A 22,791-nucleotide genomic window follows, 5' to 3' on the forward strand; every position below is an offset into this window, starting at 1 on the left:
GCAAGGAGAAAAACCATGGAATTTGCATATTGTAAACTGGAAATCTTTATTCCTGAGAGCCATTTGGGAGTATTGCAGCAGGCACTCGCGGAAGTGGATGCCGGACACATCGGCGCGTATGATTGCTGCCTGTCCTATCACCCGGTAACCGGCTGTTGGCGGCCGCTGAACGGGACAAACCCTTATCTCGGAACGGTAGGGGAGATTTGCACCGCACCCGAGCTCAAGGTCGAGGTGACTTGCAAGACCGAGCGCGTCGCGCAGACCATTGCCGCCATCAAAGCCGTGCATCCCTATGAAGAACCGGTCATCAATGCGATTCCCTTATACCAGGTCGGCTTATAAGCAAGAAAAAAGGACGTTTCCGTGTGGAAACGTCCTTTTCTATGTGGTTAACTTGCCATGAACTGATAGAGCATACCGATGGCTTCTTCGCGGGTTGCGGTCTGGTTTGCCGCGAACCGTCCGGCTTCGTCACCGGATACCATGTGCAGTCCCTGCGCAATGGCCGCGTAGCCGTAGTACGCGTCGGGAATCTCATTTGCATCGGTGAACGTGCAGCGGAAAATACCCGGAATCTGTGCGGCGTTGCCGTAGCCGCCGTGATCGAGGATGGTCTTGACCAGCTCGGCGCGGGTGATCAGCTTGTCATCATCCCGGTCACCGCGTGCCAGCAGACCGCTGCCAATGGCGTAATCATAAATTTGATTGGCTGCGTCCTCCTCGGACAGATCGATGAGGAAACCGTCTACGCTGGCCAGGAGCGCCATCAAGTCGAGCTGCGTCAGCGATTTTGTGGGCTGGAGAGTACCGCCCAGCCAGCCGATGCGGTAGGATGCGAGCGCCTGCGCAGCCTGTGCGGCCCAGGTGGTCGAGAGATCGCTGTACGTCAGTGTATCGTCATTGCTGGTGAGTGCCAGCGGCTGTCCGGTCTTGGCATCGATGCCGTACATCATGGTGGGCTGTTCGAGGTAGAATCCAAGGGTCAGACGTTCGACGTAAGGGTATCCCATCTCGGCAAGCTTTGCGCCGTCTGCACTCTGTCCGGCCTCTTCGGGAACGGATAGATAGCCGAGTTTGGTCTCAAAGGTGTCCATCCAGAACGTGTGCGCAGCCTCGGACGAAATCAAGCCGTCCGCGCTGTCAAAGGTGGGCAGTTCGTCAAAATTGCGGGACAGATAGGTGATCGAGCCGTCGCGTGCATCGATCGATACCGCAATGCTGTTTGCTGGGAAGAAGTATCTGTTGACCTTCTGACAGAATACAAAGTCGTGCTCGGTAGAGTCGCCCTCGGTGCTTGCCGCGGTGGACTTATAGAGTGCACAGGTCTTATACTGGTCAGGCCACAGGCGGCTGAGGAAGGATTCGGCTGTTTTCTGCGCCGTGGACAGCGAGACCGTTCCTTTGAATGCCTCATCCGTCCAGTACGAACTAAATACGTCCTCGATTTCTCCGGTCTTAGCGTTTACCGTGATATAGCGATGGTTCAGATTGTTTTCTGCCTTCTGCGTGTAGCGCAGATGGCCATATACCGTGCCGTCCTCGGTGTCAATGGAATAGCTGCACGAAGACAGGGTATAGCTTGTCAGTCCGAGTTCTTTCCAGGTGCGTACCTTGCTGTCCAACGCTTCTTTGGACAGAACGCCTTCCATCTGGGCGATGCCAGCCTGTTCGGCCTCGGACAGACTGCCGTTGGTGGATTCGACTGCCGTATCTGCGCTGCCCGCGGCGCCCATCTTATCATAGAGTTCGCGGGCCTGCTCGGTCAGGTTGACGAGCTTACCGGTCTGCGCATCAACATAGAAGTTGTCAGTCGTGTCGGGAACATAGCGCAGAGAAGCAGTTTTGCGGTCATCATTCAGTACGTATTCAAGGCGCAGTGTTTGCTGCTCTCCGAGCAATGCCGTGGCCTTGTCGTAGGCCTGTTTGTTGACAGAGGGGTCAGCACTCAGACCGAGAGATGCCGGATCGACCGGGGTACCGACATAGCTGGTGTAGCGGTCGGCGCGCGAGAAGCGGAGCAGCTCACCGGTATCCGAATCTACGGTCGCAGATACACTGATAGGCGTGGGCAGACCGTACAGATCAAGTTTGGTCGAAAACGTGTGATCGGACGACGTGAGCGAGGGGGTCCGGTCGGATTCGCTCAGTTCGGCGCTCTCGTGTTCTCCGAGCACCTGATCGATAAAGGTCTGTGCGGTTTTCTGCGCATCCTCGCGGGAGATCGTCGGAAAACTGGGCAGCTGGCCGCTGGAGGACGAGGTCTCATCGCTCGGATTGTACTGATAGCGGTAGATGGTGCCGTCCTCACCGGCGGCCACGGTGAGCGTGGACTGGTCGGCAGCTGTCCAGTCAAGCTCCCATATTGCGCGCAGAGGATCTTCCTGCAACTCGCCGTGGAAGGATGTGTAAGAGTTGTCCAGTTTGAGGATGTCTTTCACCGTCTGGGTGACTTGGGATAAGCGCTGGTCGGCAGTGCTGCTCTCGGAAGCGGCTGCGACCGGTGTGGTCAGCAGCGCGGCGCTGAGCAGCAGGCATAATGTCCGTTTCATACAAAACGCCTCCTTTTTCTCATTCCTTCAAGGTGCATAGGTTCTCTATTTCGTTAGACTTATTTTATACCAAAAAGTTCCGGGTGCAAAGGGGATTGTAGACAAAAGATTTTTTTAGTTTGCCGTACCTGTGCGCTCGGCGCGGACAAAATAGAACAGGTACTGCTGAATCACACCGTTAAACGGTGCATAGCGGTCGAAGGGGAAACCGTTCGGATAGTGGGTGTCCATGACGCGGTTCATCCACACGTCGAGCGGGAAGGAGTCCATGCGGTGAAAGCCGAACAGCATGACGCATTGGGCGATTTTGGGGCCGACACCGTGCAGGGAGAGCAGTTTTTCGCGCAGCGCGGCATCGTCCAGCGCGGCCAGCTCGTCAAAAAGACCAGGATTGTGTGCGGCGGTCTGTGCAGCCTGTCGAAGGTAGGGCAGACGGTAGCCCAGACCGCAGGCGGCAAGGGTATCGTCATCGAGTGCGGCCAGCTGTGCGGGTGTGGGGAAGGCGTAGAGCGTCTGACCATCAGCCTCGCCGATCGGCGTACCCGCCGCACGGGACAGTGCCTCGACCGATTTCTGAATGGCCGGGATGGACTTGCGCTGCGAGAGCAGGAAGGTGATGAGCATTTCGAACGGGTCCTGCCGCAGAATGCGGATACCCTGTCCGCACGCTGCCGATTGGCTGAGATAGTGGTCGTTCGGGTCGATCGACGCACGAATTGCGGTGTAGTCGGTGGAAAAATCAAAGTAATCGTGCCAGAATGACTGAAATTCCTCAGGGGTGCAGTCGAGTTCCAGCGTATCGGGTGCGGTCTGTTTGAGCACGACCGTACGGTCGCGGGCGAAAATACGGCAGCGGCCGTCAGAGAGCGGATACCAGCGAAAACACTGGCCGCTTGCGGCGATCTTGACTGCGTCGAAGTCATCGGTCAGGGTAAAATGCATGAGGTGTCCTCCTGAAAGTCGAAAGATTGGATTTTTGGTCGACTTCAGTATAGCAAACCCGGCTGCCGCGTGCAACCGGGTATCTATTGCCTGACCTGTGGGAACGTGTTATGATGAGACCGGAAACAAGTATTAAAGGAGTGGACAAAGATGCGTATTTTGATTGCCGAAGATGAACAGGATCTGTGCCGATTGATCGTGCAGACGCTGACCCGTGCGGGATACAGCGTGGATGCCTGTCTGGATGGAGAACAGGCCATGGACTGCCTGCGCTGTGCGACCTACGACTGTGTGCTGCTCGATGTGATGATGCCGCGCCGGGATGGTCATGCGGTCTTGCGCGAGATGCGGGCGTCGGGTGACCGCACGCCGGTCATTTTCCTGACCGCACGCGACAGCATTCAGGATCGCATCAGCGGTCTGGACATGGGCGCCGACGACTATCTGGTCAAACCCTTTGACTTTGACGAGCTGCTTGCCCGCATCCGCGCGGCGACGCGCAAGTACGGTGGGGAAAAGAGCAGCGTGCTGACGCTCGCCGACCTGACGCTGGATACGGCTGCGCACACGGTGACCCGCGGCGGCAAGGTAATCAAGCTGTCGGCCAAGGAGTACGCGATTTTAGAGTACCTTATGCACCACAAGGAGACCGTAGTTTCCCGCGAACAGTTGGAAAATCATATTTGGAACTACGATTATGCGGGTGGCTCCAATGTGGTAGACGTGTATATGACCTATCTGCGCCGCAAGATCGACCATGATTTTGACAAAAAATTGCTGCACACCATACGCGGTGCGGGATGGGTGCTGCGGGAGGAAGCATGAAACGGTTATCGGTACGAAAAAAACTGACGCTGTGGATTACGGCGCTGATGATGACGCTGGTGTGTATCGTGATGGCCTTTCTGTTCGGTGTGAGCAGCCGGGTGGCGGTGCAGAGTGCACAGGAACAGCTGGAAAGCTTTGTGCGCGGCAATCTGACCGGCATCACGATGGAAAACGGTACGCTGCAATTTGCCGACAGTGTCCAGTTTACGCGCAGCGGTATGTATTTGCTGGTCTATAACGAGTCGGGCGCGCTGCTCGCCGGTCAGACCCCGCTGTCCTACCCGGCGACGGTCTCCTTTGAAAACGGTCTGATTCGTCCGGTGTCCGACGAGGAGGCCGACGACGTGTATCTGACGCTGGATTTCTGGCTGCCGTTTGGCTGGGACGACGGCGTTTGGGTGCGCGGCGTGGTGCAGCAGCCCGAACTTGACGATGCCATGCACCGTCTGCTCGACCTGTCACTCCTGCTTTTGCCGCTCGTTGTGCTGGTCAGCGGCGTGGGTGCGTACTGCATCGTACGCCGTGCCTTCCGACCGATCGACCGTATTGTCGCAGCGGCTGGGGAGATCAGTGAGGGACGCGACCTGTCCCGACGAATCGGTCTGCCGCCCGGAAAGGACGAGATCAGCCAGCTTGCCGCGGCCTTTGACCAGATGTTTGAGCGACTGGAACGAGCCTTTGAGGCTGAGAGTCAGTTTACGTCCGATGCCTCGCACGAATTGCGCACGCCAACGGCGGTTATTCTGGCACAGTGCCGGGAGGCTGAGCAGCACGCTCAAACGACCGAGGAGTACGCCGAGGCGGTGACGGTTATTCACCGGCAGGCCGACCGTATTTCCGGTCTGATCGGACAGCTGTTGCAGATGACCCGCATGGAGCAGGGCACGGCAAAGCTCAGCGCCGAACAGGCAGATCTGAGCGAGCTGGCTGAGGTGGTATGCGAGGAACAGTGCACGGTCTATCCCGACCGTGACATCCGCACGCGTTTGCAGCCGCATGTGATGGCGTGGTTTGACGTGACGCTGATGACCCGCGTGCTGCAAAACTTGCTGGAAAACGCCTGTCGGTATGGCGGGGAACAGATCACGGTCGAGGTGCGGCAAGAACAGGACGAGGCCGTTCTGTCCGTCCTTGATAACGGCGAAGGCATCCCGGAAGACCAGCAGGAAAAGATCTGGAAACGGTTCTACCGCTGCGAGAGTTCGCGCTCGGGCGGTCAGGGTACCGGTTTGGGACTGCCGATGGTGGCGCAGATCACCGCTATGCACGGGGGAACGGTCACGGTGAGCAGCACACAGGGCTTGGGAACCCGCTTTACCGTGCGCTTTCCGGTGGCCCCGAAAAATATTTAAAAATTCTTTGGATTTTTAATGTTCTTTTAATACGCATTCGGTATACTAAGGTCAAACAACAGAGACCAAGACCTCACAGAGAGGAGTGCGTATGATGCGAAAGAAGATTTTAGCGGCGGCATTGCTGCTGACGTTGGGACTGGCTGGATGCAGCGCAAAGGGCCAGAGTGTACAGACCGATTTGATTGGTGAGGATGAAGCCAAGACAGCAGCGCTCACCGCGAGCGGTGTGGCACAGGACAATGCGACATTCACCAAGACCCAGCTGGAAAAAGACGATGGTAAGACCTACTATGAAATCGAATTTACCGATGCGGACGGCGTGCGGTATGAGTACGATATCGATGCTGTGACCGGAACGGTCATCGCATACGAGAGTGAAAAGAAGGGCACGGCCAAGACGCAGAGCGGTCAGACCACGACCGATGCGAGCGGCGAGATCGACGAGGCGACAGCCAAGCAGACCGCACTGGACGATGCCGGGCTAACAGCCGATCAGGTGACCTTTGTCAAGGTCGAGCGCGAGCAGGATGACGGCGTGACCAAGTACGAGGTAGAGTTCTACGCCAAGGACACCTATACCGAGTACGATTACGAGATCAACGCCCAGACCGGTGCTATCCTTGCGATGGATGCCGATGCCGAGAACTATGCACCGCAGACCAGTGGTACGGTCGTCAGCGAGGACACGGTCAAGCAGACCGTACTCGCCAAGGTGCCGGGTGCATCTGAGAGTGACCTCAAGATGCGCCTCGAGACCGACGACGGACGGCAGCAATATGAAGGTACGATCATCTATGATGAGATGAAGTACGAGTTCGAAGTCGACGCATACAGCGGTGCGATCCGTGAATGGGACGCTGAATCTGTATATGACTGAACATAAACCACGGTAAGAACGAATAGGAGGATTCAAACCATGAAAAAGCAGATTTTTGCAGCAGCACTTTCGGCGGTGATCCTGTGCAGTGCAGCAGCCGCAGGTTGGACGGCTTCGGCTGAGATCCGGCCGGATATCGATGTAGTCATCGATGGCACTGAGCGCACCTTCTACAATGCCAGCGGTGCAGAAGTACATCCGATCAGCTATCAGGACACCACCTATCTGCCCGTCCGTGCGATTGGCGAGCTGATGGGCAAGAACGTCAACTGGGATGCATCCACCCAGACGGTCAGCATCGGCGGTACGCGTGTTACCGGTACGACCGACGGCAAGGTTGATAAGAATGCACGCGCAGATGACATCACCCTGACCGTTCGACCGGAGTATACGGTTGTGATTGACGGCGTGACCCGCACGTTTTACGATGCCAAGGGACGGGAAGTAGACCCGGTTGAGTACCAGGGTTCGATCTACCTGCCGGTACGTGCGATTGGTGAGCTTATGGGCAAGACGGTGAGCTGGAACGAGAACACCCAGACGGTCACCCTGACCGGCGGCTCGACCGTGACCGATTTTGACACCTCCGGCCCGACCGGACAGACCAACCCGAGCACGGGTACGGTGAGCCTGGACAAGGCAAAGCAGATTGCACTCGACCATGCAGGTCTGTCGGCATCCAAGGTACAGTTTATCAAGAGTGAGACCGACCGGGACGACGGAAGAACCATCTATGAGATCGAGTTTGTTGTCAAGAGCGGCAACACTTGGAAGGAGTACGATTACGAGATCGACGCTGCAACTGGTAAGATCGTGGACTATGACTACGACGCAGAGACCAGCTACTCGGGCAGCCAGAGCAGCAATGCATCGATTGGTATGAATCAGGCAAAGCAGATCGCGCTCGACCATGCAGGTCTGTCGTTCTCCGACGTACAGTTTGTCAAGACGCGTGCCGATCGAGACGATGGCAGACTGGTCTATGAGATCGAGTTTGTCGTCAAGAACGGCAGCACGGTCAAGGAGTACGATTACGAGATCGACGCATCGACCGGTAAAATCGTAGATTACGATTACGACGTTGAGAGCACCTATGACTGGGATGACGATCACGACGACTGGGACGATGATGACGACGATTGGGACGACTGATGCCCTGTTTTTTGAACCCCCCGCAGATTTTTCTGCGGGGGTTATGTGTTTTGTGTAAAGTGCATGAGAAATTTTATGTGAATGCTTGCAAACCGTAAAAAGGTGTCGTATAATAAACACAACAGAATGTGTAGAGATTGAGAGACACATGAAGAATGAAAGCGGCGTGATGAACCGCTTGTTCTTCGTGTGTCTTTTTTTCGTACTTTTTTCGAATTTGGGAACAAGACACAACCGTATGGAAGAGAGAGAAAGGAGACGAGGGTGAATGCAGTATGATGTGATCGTCATTGGCTCCGGTGTAACCGGCGCGATGACCGCTTATCAGCTGTCTCAATATCAGCTGCGCGTCTGCGTCGTGGACAAACGCTTAGAGCCTGCGGCAGAGACCAGCAGCGCAAACAGCGGCATCGTCCACGCAGGTTATGATGCCAAGCCGGGCAGCAACAAGGCACGTCTGAATGTGCGCGGCAACGCGTATATGGAGGATGTATGCCGCAAGCTGGATGTACCCTTCAAGCGTATTGGTTCTCTGGTACTGGCTTTCAGTGATGAGGAAGCTAAGACAGTAGAACAGCTTTATCAGTCGGGCGTAAAGAACGGTGTACCCGGTCTGCGCGTCATCGACGCAAACGAACTTTACGAATTGGAACCGAACGTACAGCCGAATGCGGTCTGCGCCCTGTACGCACCGTCTGCGGGCATCGTTTGCCCGTATGAACTGACGACGGCAGCGCTTGAGGTCGCCTGCGCTGCGGGCGCAGAGTACCTGCGCGAAGCCGAGGTCACCGACATTCAGAAGACCGAGGACGGATTCACCGTCACTGCAGGCGGTCAGACGCTGACGGCGTCTGTGGTTGTCAACGCAGCTGGTCTGTATGCCGATCACATCGCACGCATGGTGGGTGACGATCGCTTCACCATCACCCCGCGCAAGGGTGAGTACATCCTGTTTGAAAAGAGCATGGGCAAGACGGTCGGCCATGTGGTCTTCCAGACCCCGGCAGGCGGCAGTAAGGGCGTTCTGGTATCGCCCACTGTGGACGGTAACCTGTACATCGGCCCCAATGCCAACGTCGTCGAGCACAAGGACGATACCTCTACGACCTGGCAGGGTCTGGAGGAGATCAAGACCTGTGCGGCGAAGTCGGTTGCAAAGCTGGATATGCGTCTGGCGATCACAAACTTTGCCGGTCTGCGTGCAACGCCCTCGACCGGTGACTTCATCATTGACAGCCCGGTTCCCGGCTTTATCAACGCTGCCGGTATCGAGTCTCCCGGCCTGTCGGCAGCTCCGGCGATTGCCGAGGAGGTTGTCGGACTTGTTCGCGCAAGCGGCCGGGTCACCATGACCGAGCGGGAGGATTGGACGGGCACGCGTGAGCCGGTCAAGCGTTTCCGTGAGATGACCGACGCAGAGCGCGCCGAACTGGTTCAGGAAAACCCGGCCTATGGCCGTATTATCTGCCGCTGTGAGACGGTCACCGAACAGGAGATCCGTGACGCCATCCGTCGTCCGGCGGGTGCGCGCTCGGTAGACGGCGTCAAGCGCCGTACCAGAAGCGGTATGGGTAAGTGTCAGGGTGGATTCTGCGGCCCGCGTGTTGTGGACATTCTGGCCGAGGAGCTGGGCTGCGAGCCGACCGAGATCACCAAGTTCGGCGGTGCATCCTACATGCTCACCGGTAAAACCAGATAAAGGAGGGGACGGCAATGGAAAAACGCAGTGTAGTCATTATCGGCGGTGGGCCGGCGGGTCTTGCTGCCGCAGTCGCAGCCAAGGAAAACGGCTGTGACGACGTCCTCATCCTGGAACGCGACAGCGATGTCGGCGGTATCTTGCAGCAGTGCATCCACGCAGGCTTCGGTCTGCACATCTTCGGCGAGGAGCTGACCGGTCCGGAGTATGCCGCACGCTTCCATGCACAGGTTGACGAGCTGGGTATCGAGTACAAGTGCGATACCATGGTGCTGAGCATCTCGCAGGATCGTGTTGTCACCGCGGTCAACAGCAAGGACGGCATTCTGACCATTCAGGCAGGTGCGATCGTGCTGGCAATGGGCTGCCGTGAGCGCAGCCGCGGTGCAGTCGGCATCGGCGGCACTCGTCCGGCGGGCGTCTACACCGCCGGCACGGCGCAGCGCTTTGTCAATATCGAGGGTTATATGCCGGGCAAGAAGGTCGTCATTTTGGGTTCGGGCGATATCGGCCTGATCATGGCGCGCCGCATGACGCTGGAAGGCGCAGAAGTCAAGATGGTGCTCGAGGTCATGCCGTATTCGGGCGGCCTCAAGCGCAATATCGTGCAGTGCCTGAACGATTTTGGCATTCCGCTGCGCCTGTCGCACACGGTTGTCGAGGTGCGCGGACGCGAGCGCGTCGAAGGTGTCGTGATTGCACAGGTGGACGAAAAAAGACGGCCCATCCCGGAAACCTTCGAGTATGTACCCTGTGATACCCTGCTTCTGTCGGTCGGTCTCATTCCCGAGAATGAGCTGAGCGCAGCAGCAGATATTCCGATTAACCCCATTACAAACGGACCCTTCGTCGATCAGTCCATGATGACCCGCTGCGAGGGCATTTTTGCCTGCGGCAACGTCGTACATGTACACGATCTGGTTGACTTTGTCACCATCGAGAGCCGTCTGGCAGGCCGCGGCGCGGCAAAATACGCCCTCGGTCAACGCACGGACGGTGCCCATACGCTTGACGTAAAGCCCGGTTTTGGTGTACGCTATGTAGTGCCCTCCACCATCGATCCGGCGGCGCTGAGCTATGACGAAAAGTTCTTGTTCCGCGTCAGCGATGTCTTCACCGACATGGAACTCGAGGTCAAGGTAGACGGAAACGTCGTCTATCATAAGCGCGTGCCGCAGGCGGCACCCGGTGAGATGGAATCGGTGCAGATCACCCGTCAGCTCGCGGAAAAACTCGTGGGTCAGACGGTCGAGATTGGTCTGCGTCCGGCCAAGTGAGTCCTGGGAGGGTGTCTATGGAAACGAAAAATTTAACTTGTGTCGTCTGTCCGCGTGGCTGTGCGCTGACGGTAACGGTTGAGGATGGAAAGATCCTGTCGGTTACGGGCAACACCTGTAAGCGCGGTGCGGCATACGCCGAGGCCGAGCTGCTGCGCCCTGAGCGCATGCTGACTTCGACCGTCACGGTGGAAGATCGCCGCCGGATGCTGGCTGTGCGCACGCGCAGCGCCATCCCGAAAGATAAGATTTTTGACGCAATGCGTGTGCTGTACGGCACGCGCGTGAGCGCTCCGGTGCAGATCGGCGATGTGATCGTAGCCGATGTGTGCGGTACCAGCGTGGATGTCATCGCGTCGGAATCGCTGGCGTAAAGGAACCGATTGACCCGCTGCGGCCGGATGACAGAACGAACGGAAAAGCGGGAGGGAAAACGATGTCCAGTCGAAATTTAAGAGAAGCCCTTGCAAAACATCCGATTATTGCGGCTGTGCATTCCTTTGAGGACGCGGCAGTCGCGGCAGAATCGCCGTGCGCGGTTGTGTTTCTGCTGGGCGGCAAGCTGTTTGACGTCAAGGAAATGGTCAGCCGCTTGCAGCAGAAAGGAAAGATCGTATTTGTACACCTGGATCTGGCCGAAGGAATCGCACGCGATGCCAACGGTGTCCAGATTCTGGCCGAGATCGTGCGCCCGGACGGTGTCATTACGACCAAGAACAACCTGGTGCGTACCATCCGTGAATATGGTATGCTCGCAGCGCTGCGCTGCTTCATCATGGATGGACAGTCCTACCAGAAGGCCATTCAGGTCAGCGGAAACGTGTCGCCCGACTTTGTCGAGCTCATGCCAGGCATTCTGCCGCCCAGCCTGATCGAGTCGTTTTGCCGGGAGACCGGCGCGGCTGTGGTCGCGGGTGGACTGGTGCGCAGTGCGGTGGACGCAAATCAGGCGTTTTCTGCGGGCGCACGGGGTATTTCGACCTCAGATCGTTCCCTTTGGACGCTGCCGATCGGTCAGTCCTGACGCGGCGTACAGGAAAGGAAGGATACGCTATGGCAAAGAAGATTTTAAGTCTGGCTCATCGCGGTTTTTCCGGTTATTACCCGGAAAATACCCGTGTTGCCTTTGAGGCTGCGGTCGAAAAGACCAACTGCGACGGCTTTGAGAGCGACGTTCACTTCTCCAAGGACGGCAAGCTGGTCATCATTCACGACCCGGTACTCGACCGCACATCCAACGGCACGGGCTACGTCAAGAATTACACCTATGAGGAGCTGTGCCAGTTTGATCTGGGCTCCTGGAAGGGCGCAGAGTTTGCCGGTCAGACCATGATGACCTGGGCAGAGCTGCTGGATTTCTGCAAGCAGACGCACAAGGTGTGCAATCTGGAGCTCAAAAACTATGAGGTCTTTTATCCCGGTCTGGAAGAGGCGGTCATCCGTGAGATTGAACGCTTCCAGATGCAGGATCAGGTCTTTCTGTCTTCGTTTAATCATATCTCGATGGAGTCGTGCAAGCGCATGAATCCCGAGATCAAGACCGGTCTGCTGTATGACAAGCCCATTCACAACCCGGAGTACTACTTCTCGCAGACCATTTCGGATGCCATCCATCCGCGCTGGTGCCTGCTGCAATACCAGCGTCATCTGACCGATGCCTATCACACGATGGGCAAGGAGGTCAACACCTGGACGGTCAATACCGAGGAGGATGTACGCGACATGATTGCGCAGGGCGTGGACTGCATCATTTCCAACTATCCGGATATGGCAGGCGAGCTCATTGCCGCACACAACGCTGCACTTTAATTTAAAACCATTTAAGCCGCGCAGATTCTGCGCGGCTTTTTTCAAAATCAGGGGGATATTTTGATGAATCTGTCCGACAAGAGACTGTTTTTGTTCGATATTGATGGAACGCTGGCGGTAGGGGATGAATTGCTGCCGGGTGCGCGGGAACTGCTCGCGGAAATTGAGCGCAGAGGCGGGACCAGCCTGTTTATCACCAACAACTCTACGCGCAGCCGCAGTCATTACGTCAAGCGATTCGCCGAGGTGTTCGGTTTGCAGACCGAGGAACGCCAGTTTGTGACCGCGTCCTATGTGACCGCGCGCACGCTGTGTGATCGGTACGGGACGCAGACCATCTATGCACAGGGAACACAGTCGTTTGTGGAAGAACTGCGGTCGTTTGGCTTGCAGATTGTGACCGAACTCGTGGACAATCCGGCGTGTATCGTGGTCGGATATGACGGGGAACTGACCTATGACAAGCTGTGCAGCACGGCAGAATTACTCCAGCGCACCGACGTGCCGTTTTATGGCACAAACCCTGATTTGCGCTGTCCGGCACCGTTCGGATTCATCCCGGACTGCGGCGCAATCTGCGGTATGCTGACCGCGACGACCGGAAAAGAGCCTGTTTATCTGGGCAAACCGGCAGCGAGAATGGCCGAACTGTGCCTGGAAGAGACCGGTTATAACAGGGAACAGACGCTGGTGGTTGGCGATCGCCTGTATACTGACATTGCGTGCGGTCTGGCTGCGGGAATAGATACCTGTTTGCTGCTCACCGGAGAGGCTGGTTTGGATGATCTCAAAACTACCAGGTTTCAGCCTGATCTGGTGCTGGACGATCCGGCGGCGCTGCTTGCGGCCTTGTGAGCAAAAACAGGCTGTCAAGTTTACAGACATTTTGCAAAAATCTGACAGCTTGTTGGTCGAAATGTGTGCACAATCTGTGGTAGAATACACTTGCCTTCGAGCGGCAGGCAAATCAGCGCCGGACGTTTTTGTACCGACAGGTTGCCGATTTTATAAGGTCATGCTTTCTGGAAACACAAATTAGATAGAATGCCATGAAGTTTAAAAATCAAGGTGTTTTGCAAAGGAAACAATTTGCAAAATAGACAAAGATTTTTAAAAAAATTATAAAAGTCGATGAAATGTCATTTTCTACAAAAATGTTTGCGCAGAATGATTGCGTTTTGGAGGTTTGCATGATATCATGTGCAATGTAGACAGTTCCCAATTCGTAAAAAGTTGTTTGTTGTTTATATTTCATAATCAATAGGCTGTGGACTTCATCACCCCACACCTTTGGTTGCCGCTGCCCATTCGGGCATCTGAAAAACTAAATAACGTACAGCTTTCTCAAACCTGCGAATTGGACCCTGTGAGGACAGTTCCTCACAGATACTTTTGGAGGTGAAGAAACTTGGTACACATTACAGCTCATTCTGGCTGCGACGGCACACCGGATAATTCACTTGAATTCGTTCGCCATGCCTTGCAGACGAATGCGGATGCGCTGGAAGTTGATGTACGGAAAACAAAAGACGGCATCCTTGCAATTTCCCACGACGCAATCCTGGACGATCAGGACGCACCTGCGCTGGACGCGGTGTTTGCACTGGTTGCACCGACTGACAAGTGGATCAATTGTGATTTGAAGGAGCCCGATTTGGAGAATGCTGTGATAGACCTTGCAAGGGGGCATGGTTTGTTACAGCGTCTTATTTTTTCTGGAACTGTCAGCTTAGAGCGTGTCCGTATGGACGAAACTCTGAGAAGGGACGTGCTTATTTACATCAACATCGAAGAACTCATGCCGGGATTATATGATCGGCTGCAGGACGGCGAAGTGCTGACCGAACAGGACATGCAGAAAGCCGCCGACCTGTGTCGCGAATATGGATTCCGCGTGATCAACGTACACGAAAGACTTTGCACACCGGAATTTATGCAGGTCATGGACAAGAACGACATTGTCGTTTCGGCCTGGACCATCAACGATCCGGAGCGGGCGGCAGAAGTTGCCCAGGCAAAGTGCATCGAAAACATCACAAGCCGTGCACCGGAACTTGTGCGCGGTGCGATTGACGGCTGAACCCGGCAGGTTTCCGGGCAAAAAGATCCGCTGTCACCGGCGGACGCAGAGAAAGAGAACAAGAAGAGTAGGTGATCGAAAAGTATGTTCAAGTATTTAAATCCCAAACGCTTCTACTTCGCGGTCGGCAAAAAGAAATTCTGGGAGTTCATCGTTCTGGCGGTGTTTATCCTGTTTTTCTACGGCCCGCTGCTCAACATGATTATGATGGCGTTCGCAAATGAATACGAACCGCCGCACCTGTTGGCAACCGAGTGGGGTACTTACTGGTGGGATTTCATCTTCCAGCAGAACAGTCTGAAATCTTCCATGATACAGTCCTTCGTTGTAGCAATCATCACCACGGTTTGCTCGATGATCATCTGTATCCCGGCAGCATTCTCCCTGGCACGCTTTAAGTATCCGGGCAGAAAGCTGTTCATGCTGTCCTTCCTGCTGACCAACGCCTTCCCGAAGATCGGTATCTTCATTTCGATCGGCGTTCTGTTTTACAAGTATAACCTGATGGGCACCCTCGCAGGCGTCGTTATCATCCATATGATCACGACCATGATGTTCATGGTATGGCTGCCGTCGAGCGCATTCCGCACCGTTCACCCGCAGCAGGAAGAAGCAGCGCGTGACGTTGGCGCAGGCCCCATCCGTACCTTCTTCAAGGTTACCCTGCCGATGGCAATGCCCGGTATCGCGGTTGCAACGCTCTACACCTTCCTCGGCTCCATGGAGGAGGCACAGGGCACCCTGCTCGTCGGCATGGGACGCATCACCACCATGCCGGTCGAGATGTACGGCATCATCATGGACTATCCCGGACAGGCGGGCGCTGTATTCGGCGTGCTGCTGATGATCCCGTCGGCTGTCATGATTTTCCTGATGCGTAAGTATATCGGCCCCGATGCCATCGCGGGCGGCTTCAAGATGAAATAATCTGAGATATGTTGGAGGATTAGACGCATATGAGCGAGAGAAAAATCAAGCTGCAGCTAAAAGATATGACCAAAAAGTACGACAACGGTGACGGTGTCGAACATATCAATCTGGATATCTACGAGGGCGAGATCGTTTCCTTCCTTGGCCCCTCCGGCTGCGGTAAAACCACCATCCTGCGTGCAATCGGCGGCTTCCACGACGTAACCAGCGGCGACATCACCATTGACGGTCAGAGCATCGTCGGTCTGCCGCCTGAGAAGCGCCCGACCGCAATGGTATTCCAGAGCTATAACCTGTGGCCTCACATGACCATTTACGAGAACCTTGCATTCGGCCTCAAGCTGCGCAAGATTCCCAAGGCACAGATCGATGAGGACATCAAGAACATCTTAAAGCTGGTCTCCATGTCCGGCAGCGAGAAGAAGTATCCGAGCCAGCTGTCCGGCGGCCAGCAGCAGCGTATCGCAATCGCACGTTCGCTGCTCCTCAAGCCCTCCATGCTGCTGCTCGACGAGCCCTTCTCGGCACTCGACGCCAAGATTCGTCAGCAGATGCGTGAGGAGCTCAAGAAGATCCAGTCCGATCTGGGCATCACGGTCGTATTCGTAACCCACGACCAGGAGGAAGCAATGACGCTTTCTCACAGAATCGTTGTCATGAACAAGGGTAAGTTCGAGCAGGTCGGCTCGCCCACCGAGATCTATGACAACCCCAATTCCAAGTACGTTGCATCCTTCATCGGCGAGATGAACTTCATCAAGGATGGAGACAAGACCATCGCAGTCCGACCGGAGAATGTTAATGTAGTAGTAGGCGGCAGCGGCATGGTTAACGGCAAGGTGAGAACCATCATGGTCCTCGGACACTACGTATCTGTTAACGTGCAGTGCGGTGACGACGTCATCAAGTGCTTTGTCAACCGCGAGATCTCGGACCAGCTGGAAGTAGGCGATCCGGTCGGTCTGAACTTCGAGAAATACCACACGTTCACCGAATAAGAGGAAAGAGAGGAAGAGATCTATGAATACTAAGAGATTGTTTGCGATTCTGACGGCTTCTGCACTGCTCGTCGGTACGCTGGCAGGCTGCGGCGGCAGCGAGGATGCAAGTACGAGCGAGAGCGGCGGCGAGACCGGTACTGTTAAGGACGTACAGGTCTGGGCAACCGGTTCGGATAACGTTCGTCAGACTTTTGAGAAGCTGGTTTCCGACTTTAATGCAAATTCTGAATATGTAGGTACCTATGAGGCAAAGCTGAACTTCATCCTGTCCGGTACCGGCGGCGGCACCCTGGCTGACCAGCTGGTTGCAGCATACAAGGCAGGCCAGACCGACACCGAGTTCGACGTTGTTGACCTGGGCGACGATGACCTGACCAAGATCCTGTCCCTGACCGACGAGAGCGTCCTGGAAGATCTGGACATGAGCAAGATCCCGAACGCTGAAGGCGTGACCGCAGAGCCGGTAGCAGCTAAGGGCAAGATCCAGCCGTACCGCGGCACCACCGTTATCCTGGCGTATAACTCCGAGACCGTTCCGGAAGACGAAGTACCGACCACGATGGACGAGCTGGTTGAGTGGATCAAGGCACATCCGGGCCGCTTCGCATACAACACTCCGGGTACCGGCGGCGCTGGTGACTCTTTCGTTCGTACCTCTATCTATAACTTCATCGACGATGACAGCGCACTCATGAGCTCTGATCCCAAGTGGATGGAGCAGTGGGATGAGGGCTTCGCATTCCTCAAGGAGCTGCATCCCTACATGTACAAGTCCGGCAGCAGCGTTGTTTACCCGAACAAGAACCAGGGTACTCTGGACCTGCTGACCCAGGGCGAGATCGACATGTGCCCGAACTGGGCGGACATGGTTCTGTCTCAGCGTAAGGCTGGCACCGTTCCCGAGAAGATCAAGATTACCACCATCGAGCCCTCTTTCACCGGTTCTGTACAGGGTATCGCAGTTCCCTCTTACAGCGGCAACAAGGAAGGCGGCTTCGCATTCATCGACTACCTGCTCTCGCCTGAGGCACAGACCATCCTGGTACAGGATATGGCAGCGATCCCGCTGGTAACCGAAGGTGTTGACCTGACTGGCGCAGAAGAACTGATGAGCATGGACGTTTCCAACTTCCGTACGCAGGCCCTGGGCGATCTGGTTACCGACCTGAACGCACGTTGGGATGAGGAGATCGGTACACTCGGTTAACGCCTACAAATCTTGTGTCCGAGGTAATTGATTATGAATAAAACAAATGCTAGAAAGAGAATGCTCATCGGGTACGCTCTGGTATTGCCGGCGTTCCTGGTGGTCATGCTGACCGTTGCCTACCCCATTTTGTCGTCTGTCATCATGAGCTTTCAGGATGGAAAAACGGGCGAATTTACACTGGAAAACTACAAGTATTTCTTTGTAACTGAATCGCAGCTGAAGAACATCGGCTTTACGCTGTATGTCGTTGTTGTAACGGTTGTACTGGCGATCGTGATTGCGTATCTGCTGGCGCTGTACCTGCGCTTTGTCAAGTCCCCGATCTCCCGGGCCATCGGCACGCTCTACCTGCTGCCGCGTTTCATCCCCGGTCTGGTCGCGGTCTACGCAATGATCACCATCATCCGTGATACCGGCGTCATCAACCGTATTGCACAGCTCCTGTTCAATTACGACTTCAAACCGGCCATGATGTATCACGCCAGCGGCCTGATCATCATGAACCTGTGGTTCAACATTCCGTTCGCGGCACTGATGATCACAGCTGGTTTGGGCGCGATCCCGGATTCGGTCATCGAGTCCGCGCGTGACGTCGGCGCGAGCCGGATGCGTGTATTCCGCACGATGATTCTGCCGCTGTCGATGAAGGACGTTGTCGTAGCAGCTACCTTCGTGTTCATGACCAACGTCGGTTCGTTCACCACCCCGTACCTCATTGGCGGCAATAGCCCGAAGATGCTCGGCATCGCCCTGTACGACCAGTTTAACCGCTATCTGGATTACAACCGGTCGGCAGCGTTGTCGGTTATCATGTTCCTGATCTGTTCGGTTTCGGCTGGTATCTATATCTATACCAACCTGAAAGAAAAAGAGTGGGAATAACACATACGCAGTGGAGGAGAGGAGCCAATTTCCGGCTCCTCTCTTTTTTCATCCGCTGAAAAGCAGAGAGACAAAAATCGGGTATATTTTTTGACCGCGGATGCATAAATGACTCTTCCCCTGTGCCGGTACACGGTGTATGATAAGGGTAAGAAAATAGAACGATATTACTTGCAAAGAGGAGAATTCCCAGATGGAAATTTTGCTGCAAAAAGAGTTTGTCTTCCATCCCGAAGATGACCGTACCAACCGTATTATTTCGTTCGAGACCGAACGCAACTACGATCACCTGGAGTTTGTGTGTGAATATAGCCCCAAGACCATTTCCGACCCTGATCTGGTTGCCCGTGAGGTACAGAAGGGTATGGATAAGAGCGGCTGGACCGGACGTAAGCTGTTCCCGGCTGACATGGACGAGTGCAAGGTGCTGATGAACTTTGTCACCTTCTCGCTCGACCACGAGGGTGAGTATGTAGGCTGTGCCCATCGCCATGACCCGGAACAGGTCATTGTGATTTCCGAACAGGGCTCGTCCCGCGGATTTTTTGCACATAAGGCAGCAAAGGGTAACTGGCGCATCGTGCTCAACGTGCAGGCAGCCATCCCGGAACATGAGCTGACCTATCACCTGACCGTCATCGGCTGTGACAAGCCTGCTTATACCTATCGTCCCTTTGAGATGCACTGCCATACGCTGCACTCGGACGGTCGGTTCACGGTACACGATCTGGCGCATGCGGTCAAGGATTACGGCTATGTCGGCTTTGCACTGACCGATCACAACACCGAGGCTGGACAGGCCGAGCTGACACCGGAGCTGGAAGCTGAGACCGTTCCGGCCATCCGCGGCATTGAGTGGACAACCTTCTTTGGTCACATGCTGGTGCTGGGCTGTGAGCACTACGTAGACTGGCGCTTTGCTCTGCCCGAAGATATCGATACCTACACCGCACAGATTCGTGAGGCGGGCGGTATCGCAGGCATTGCACACCCGTTCAACATCGGTGCGCCCATGTGTGCGGGCTGCCGCTGGGATTTTAAGGTCAAGAACTGGGATGATATTACCTATATCGAGGTTTGGTCGCAGGAAGATCCGATGGTGCGCACCAAGAACATCATGGCGATCGAGTGGTGGACAAACCTGCTTAATGAGGGACATCATCTGGCGTGTACGGCTGGCCGTGACTGGCACTGTAAGGACAGTGAGGACGTCATCACCACGGCAACCTATCTGGGACTGCCCGAGGGCAAGGTCACGCAGGAGAATGCGCTCGATGCACTGCGCGCCGGACGCACGTATGTGACCCTTGGCCCCACCATGGACATCGAAGTCCGTCAGGATGGCAAAGAATACAATCTGGGTGATACCCTCAAGACCGGTGCATGCGAAGTGCGCGTGGACGTGCGCCTGAACGAACGCCGGGATATGTGGGAGAAGTGGGGCATCGAGGTGCGCGAGATTGCACTGACCGGCCCTGCGGGTACCAAGAAGTATCCGTACCGCGGCGACCTGTTCTGCGTGCAGGCTGAGGGCGACCGCTGGCTGCGTGTTGAACTGTATGGTGACAAGGACGGACAGTACGGTCAGCTGCTTGCCATGTCCAGCCCGGTCTACTTCGCCTGATTGTGACGCGTTCCAACCAAAAGACAGCGGTTACAAAGTTTTTAGGGCTTGTAATTTTGCCTCCGCTTGTATATAATGGTAGTACTGATGTTATACGGTAGGAGGTGTTTTACAGATGCTGAACAACTATAGCCAGATTTTAGGAACATTCTTGCCCATCATTCTGATGGTCGTGATTTTCTATTTCTTCCTCATCCGCCCGCAGCGCAAGCGCGATAAGGCTGAGCGTGACATGAGAAATTCGATCCAGGTCGGTGATGAGATTTCCACGATCGGCGGCTTCATTGGTAAGGTCGTAAGCCTGAAGGAGGATACCCTCGTCATTGAGACCTCTGCTGACCGCACCAAGCTCAAGCTGTATCGCTGGGCAATCCGCGGTAAGGAGGCAGCTCCGACTGACAAGGTCGAAGAGCCGAAGGCATAATGTCGTCGCCCGCCGAATAGCTTGATAGCAAAGTTCTTTGGGCGGGAGGGACCTCTATGAACAAAAATCAATCCGGGCCGTCGGTACCGGCTGTACTCGGTGCAGCCGTACTGACCGGATTTGCGCTCACGCTGGCCTTGATGGCCGCCTGTGCGCTGGCCGTCCTGATGGGCGGTCTTCCGGCGGACAAGATCGCGCTTTGGGCCGATCTGTGTCTGATGCTGGGCAGTCTGTGCGCCGCGTTCCTCGCGGCCAAGCGTTCCTCTGCGTGGCAGCCCCTCTGGGGTCTGGCTGCCGGAGTGATTGTGTTTGCCTGCCTTGCAATTTTGAGTTTCGCGTGGTTTGGTGAGCAGGTGCAGCTTTCGCGCCTGCTGATCAACGCGATTCTGACCATCGCCAGTGCGGCGGTGGGCGGCGTTTTGGGTGCCCGGCGTCGTCGGCAGCATAAAAAACGCAGAAAATAAACATATTCTAAAAAACGGGAGGTACGTATCATGACCCATATCAAGACCCTGACTTCCGCAACCCTGAAGCAGACTGCAGCACACGGCGGCTGTGGTGAGTGCCAGACTTCTTGCCAGTCCGCTTGCAAGACTTCTTGCACCGTTGCAAACCAGAAGTGCGAGCAGAGCAAGTAATTTCGAGGAATCGAGCTGCGGGGCGTGCCGGATGGTGCGCCTCGCTGTTTTGTGTCAGATGACCCGTACATTCCCAAAATCCTTTTTCCGATAACACAGAACCATCATAGATACGGAGGAACAAGCGATGATCCATCGTTTTACCAAGAAAGGCCTGAATTTCCTGCTGGATGTCAATAGCGGTGCCGTGCACCTGCTCGACGACGTATCCTACGCGGTATCCGGCCTGATCGATGAGAAGATGACCGAAACCTGCCCGGACGCCATTGTGGAGGCGCTGCCGCAGTACGACGCAGCGGCTGTACGCGAGGCATACGCAGAGCTGTACGATCTCAAGAAGAACGGCCAGCTGTTCGCGGACGACGATTACATTGACGTGTCCAAGTACATCCCGGTCGGCGCACCGGTCAAGGCACTGTGCCTGCACGTCGCACATGACTGCAACCTGAGATGCCAGTACTGCTTCGCATCCACTGGCGACTTCGGCACCGGCCGTAAGATTATGCCGTTTGAGGTGGCAAAGAAGGCAATCGACTTTGTTATCTCACGCTCGGGCAAGCGCCGCAACATCGAAGTCGACTTTTTCGGCGGCGAGCCGCTCATGGCATGGGATACGGTCAAGCAGACCATTGACTATGCGCGTTCGATCGAGGAGGAGCACGGCAAGAAGTTCCGCTTCACCATCACCACCAACGGCCTGCTGCTCGATGACGAGAAGATTGACTACATCAACGCCAACATGGATAACGTTGTCCTGTCGCTCGATGGCCGTCCGTCGGTCAACGACGAGATGCGCAAGACCGTTTCGGGTGCTGGCAGCTACGACATCATCGTGCCCAAGTTCCAGAAGCTGGTCGAGAAGCGCGATCCCAAGCTGGACTACTACGCACGCGGTACCTTCACCGGCAAGAACCTGGACTTTGCAGAGGATGTCGTACATATTGCAGACGAGGGCTTTGACCGCCTGTCTGTTGAGCCGGTTGCGGCTGAGGACGGCTGCGGCTACGAGCTGACCGAGGCAGATCTGGACAAGATCTATGCCGAGTACGACCGCCTGACCGATATCATGGAGGCACGCCGCAAGGAGGGCAAGCCCTTCCACTTCTTCCACTTCATGGTAGACCTCAACCAGGGTCCCTGCGTTGTAAAGCGTCTGCGCGGCTGTGGCGCCGGTTATGAGTACGTTGCGGTTACGCCCGAAGGTGACATCTATCCCTGCCACCAGTTCGTTGGCAACGAGGCATTCAAGCAGGGTTCGGTTCTGGACGGTTCGTTCGACATGGACATCGCGCATAAGTTTGCGTCCATGAACATCTATACCCGCGAGAAGTGCGGCGATTGCTGGGCAAAGTTCTATTGCTCGGGCGGCTGCTCTGCGGCAAATCACAATTTCAGCCACGATCTGAACGTCCCGTATGAGATGGGATGCAAGATGGAAAAGAAGCGTCTGGAATGTGCAATCTACCTCAAAGCAGTTGAAGCCATGGACAGCGATTTGTAAGACCAAACGA

23 protein-coding genes are annotated in these 22,791 nt (G+C 55.5%); 21 read left to right on the top strand and 2 right to left on the bottom strand.

The window, feature by feature from the left end; genetic code table 11:
- Positions 1-15 precede the first annotated feature (15 nt).
- Entirely contained in the window at positions 16-345 is a 330-nt protein-coding gene (gene cutA, locus B5D52_RS02795) for a divalent cation tolerance protein CutA (RefSeq protein WP_016147460.1), read from the top strand.
- Positions 346-392: 47 nt separating this feature from the next.
- Here cutA and B5D52_RS02800 read toward each other — a convergent pair whose 3' ends face one another.
- Both B5D52_RS02800 and B5D52_RS02805 read right to left on the bottom strand, forming a co-directional pair.
- Positions 393-2,552 carry an S-layer homology domain-containing protein gene (locus B5D52_RS02800; RefSeq protein ID WP_016147459.1) on the bottom strand — a complete coding sequence of 720 codons (2,160 nt, stop codon included), beginning with the start codon at positions 2,550-2,552 and terminating at the stop codon, positions 393-395.
- Positions 2,553-2,666: 114 nt separating this feature from the next.
- Positions 2,667-3,494 (bottom strand): DNA-3-methyladenine glycosylase family protein, encoded by an 828-nt coding sequence (locus B5D52_RS02805; RefSeq protein ID WP_016147458.1) that lies wholly within the window; start codon positions 3,492-3,494, stop codon positions 2,667-2,669.
- 150 nt (positions 3,495-3,644) lie between these two features.
- On the opposite strand from B5D52_RS02805, the gene B5D52_RS02810 reads away from it, so the two are divergent.
- The 20 genes from B5D52_RS02810 to scfB all read left to right on the top strand — a co-directional run bounded on the left by B5D52_RS02810 (position 3,645) and on the right by scfB (position 22,781).
- Positions 3,645-4,319: a response regulator transcription factor gene (locus tag B5D52_RS02810; RefSeq protein WP_016147457.1), complete on the top strand. Its 675-nt coding sequence runs from the start codon at positions 3,645-3,647 to the stop codon at positions 4,317-4,319.
- Positions 4,316-5,674: a sensor histidine kinase gene (locus B5D52_RS02815; RefSeq protein ID WP_016147456.1), complete on the top strand. Its 1,359-nt coding sequence runs from the start codon at positions 4,316-4,318 to the stop codon at positions 5,672-5,674. Before B5D52_RS02810 ends, B5D52_RS02815 begins: the two co-directional genes overlap by 4 nt.
- A gap of 91 nt (positions 5,675-5,765) precedes the next feature.
- Positions 5,766-6,554 carry a PepSY domain-containing protein gene (locus B5D52_RS02820; RefSeq protein WP_078689103.1) on the top strand — a complete coding sequence of 263 codons (789 nt, stop codon included), beginning with the start codon at positions 5,766-5,768 and terminating at the stop codon, positions 6,552-6,554.
- Positions 6,555-6,593: 39 nt separating this feature from the next.
- Entirely contained in the window at positions 6,594-7,706 is a 1,113-nt protein-coding gene (locus B5D52_RS02825; protein WP_016147454.1) for a PepSY domain-containing protein, read from the top strand.
- Positions 7,707-7,974: 268 nt separating this feature from the next.
- Positions 7,975-9,405, top strand: a complete 1,431-nt coding sequence (locus B5D52_RS02830; protein ID WP_016147453.1) for an NAD(P)/FAD-dependent oxidoreductase — start codon at positions 7,975-7,977, stop codon at positions 9,403-9,405.
- A 14-nt stretch (positions 9,406-9,419) separates the two neighbouring features.
- The gene (locus tag B5D52_RS02835) at positions 9,420-10,682 is read left to right on the top strand and encodes an NAD(P)/FAD-dependent oxidoreductase (protein ID WP_016147452.1); all 1,263 of its coding nucleotides are present in this window, start codon (positions 9,420-9,422) and stop codon (positions 10,680-10,682) included.
- Between the two features lie 17 nt (positions 10,683-10,699).
- Positions 10,700-11,056, top strand: a complete 357-nt coding sequence (locus B5D52_RS02840) for a DUF1667 domain-containing protein (protein ID WP_016147451.1) — start codon at positions 10,700-10,702, stop codon at positions 11,054-11,056.
- Positions 11,057-11,118: 62 nt separating this feature from the next.
- The gene (locus B5D52_RS02845) at positions 11,119-11,706 is read left to right on the top strand and encodes a glycerol-3-phosphate responsive antiterminator (protein ID WP_016147450.1); all 588 of its coding nucleotides are present in this window, start codon (positions 11,119-11,121) and stop codon (positions 11,704-11,706) included.
- 29 nt (positions 11,707-11,735) lie between these two features.
- Positions 11,736-12,491: a glycerophosphodiester phosphodiesterase gene (locus B5D52_RS02850; protein WP_016147449.1), complete on the top strand. Its 756-nt coding sequence runs from the start codon at positions 11,736-11,738 to the stop codon at positions 12,489-12,491.
- Positions 12,492-12,554: 63 nt separating this feature from the next.
- Entirely contained in the window at positions 12,555-13,346 is a 792-nt protein-coding gene (locus B5D52_RS02855; RefSeq protein WP_016147448.1) for an HAD-IIA family hydrolase, read from the top strand.
- Between the two features lie 553 nt (positions 13,347-13,899).
- The gene (locus B5D52_RS02860; RefSeq protein WP_016147447.1) at positions 13,900-14,571 is read left to right on the top strand and encodes a glycerophosphodiester phosphodiesterase; all 672 of its coding nucleotides are present in this window, start codon (positions 13,900-13,902) and stop codon (positions 14,569-14,571) included.
- Between the two features lie 84 nt (positions 14,572-14,655).
- Positions 14,656-15,498: an ABC transporter permease gene (locus B5D52_RS02865; RefSeq protein ID WP_016147446.1), complete on the top strand. Its 843-nt coding sequence runs from the start codon at positions 14,656-14,658 to the stop codon at positions 15,496-15,498.
- Positions 15,499-15,527: 29 nt separating this feature from the next.
- Positions 15,528-16,499 (top strand): ABC transporter ATP-binding protein, encoded by a 972-nt coding sequence (locus B5D52_RS02870; protein ID WP_016147445.1) that lies wholly within the window; start codon positions 15,528-15,530, stop codon positions 16,497-16,499.
- Between the two features lie 22 nt (positions 16,500-16,521).
- Positions 16,522-17,709, top strand: coding sequence for an extracellular solute-binding protein (locus B5D52_RS02875; protein ID WP_016147444.1), 1,188 nt, complete (start codon positions 16,522-16,524; stop codon positions 17,707-17,709).
- Between the two features lie 33 nt (positions 17,710-17,742).
- The gene (locus B5D52_RS02880) at positions 17,743-18,594 is read left to right on the top strand and encodes an ABC transporter permease (protein WP_016147443.1); all 852 of its coding nucleotides are present in this window, start codon (positions 17,743-17,745) and stop codon (positions 18,592-18,594) included.
- 193 nt (positions 18,595-18,787) lie between these two features.
- Positions 18,788-20,218, top strand: coding sequence for a CehA/McbA family metallohydrolase (locus B5D52_RS02885; RefSeq protein ID WP_016147442.1), 1,431 nt, complete (start codon positions 18,788-18,790; stop codon positions 20,216-20,218).
- A gap of 115 nt (positions 20,219-20,333) precedes the next feature.
- Positions 20,334-20,642: a preprotein translocase subunit YajC gene (gene yajC / locus B5D52_RS02890; RefSeq protein WP_016147441.1), complete on the top strand. Its 309-nt coding sequence runs from the start codon at positions 20,334-20,336 to the stop codon at positions 20,640-20,642.
- Between the two features lie 56 nt (positions 20,643-20,698).
- A complete protein-coding gene (locus B5D52_RS02895; protein ID WP_016147440.1) occupies positions 20,699-21,106 on the top strand; it encodes a TIGR04086 family membrane protein in 408 nt (135 codons plus the stop codon).
- 30 nt (positions 21,107-21,136) lie between these two features.
- The gene (gene scfA / locus B5D52_RS02900; RefSeq protein WP_016147439.1) at positions 21,137-21,280 is read left to right on the top strand and encodes a six-cysteine ranthipeptide SCIFF; all 144 of its coding nucleotides are present in this window, start codon (positions 21,137-21,139) and stop codon (positions 21,278-21,280) included.
- A 127-nt stretch (positions 21,281-21,407) separates the two neighbouring features.
- Entirely contained in the window at positions 21,408-22,781 is a 1,374-nt protein-coding gene (gene scfB / locus B5D52_RS02905; protein WP_016147438.1) for a thioether cross-link-forming SCIFF peptide maturase, read from the top strand.
- The last annotated feature ends 10 nt before the right edge of the window (positions 22,782-22,791 follow it).

The organism is Butyricicoccus pullicaecorum DSM 23266, assembly GCF_900167005.1.
GTDB lineage: Bacteria > Bacillota > Clostridia > Oscillospirales > Butyricicoccaceae > Butyricicoccus > Butyricicoccus pullicaecorum.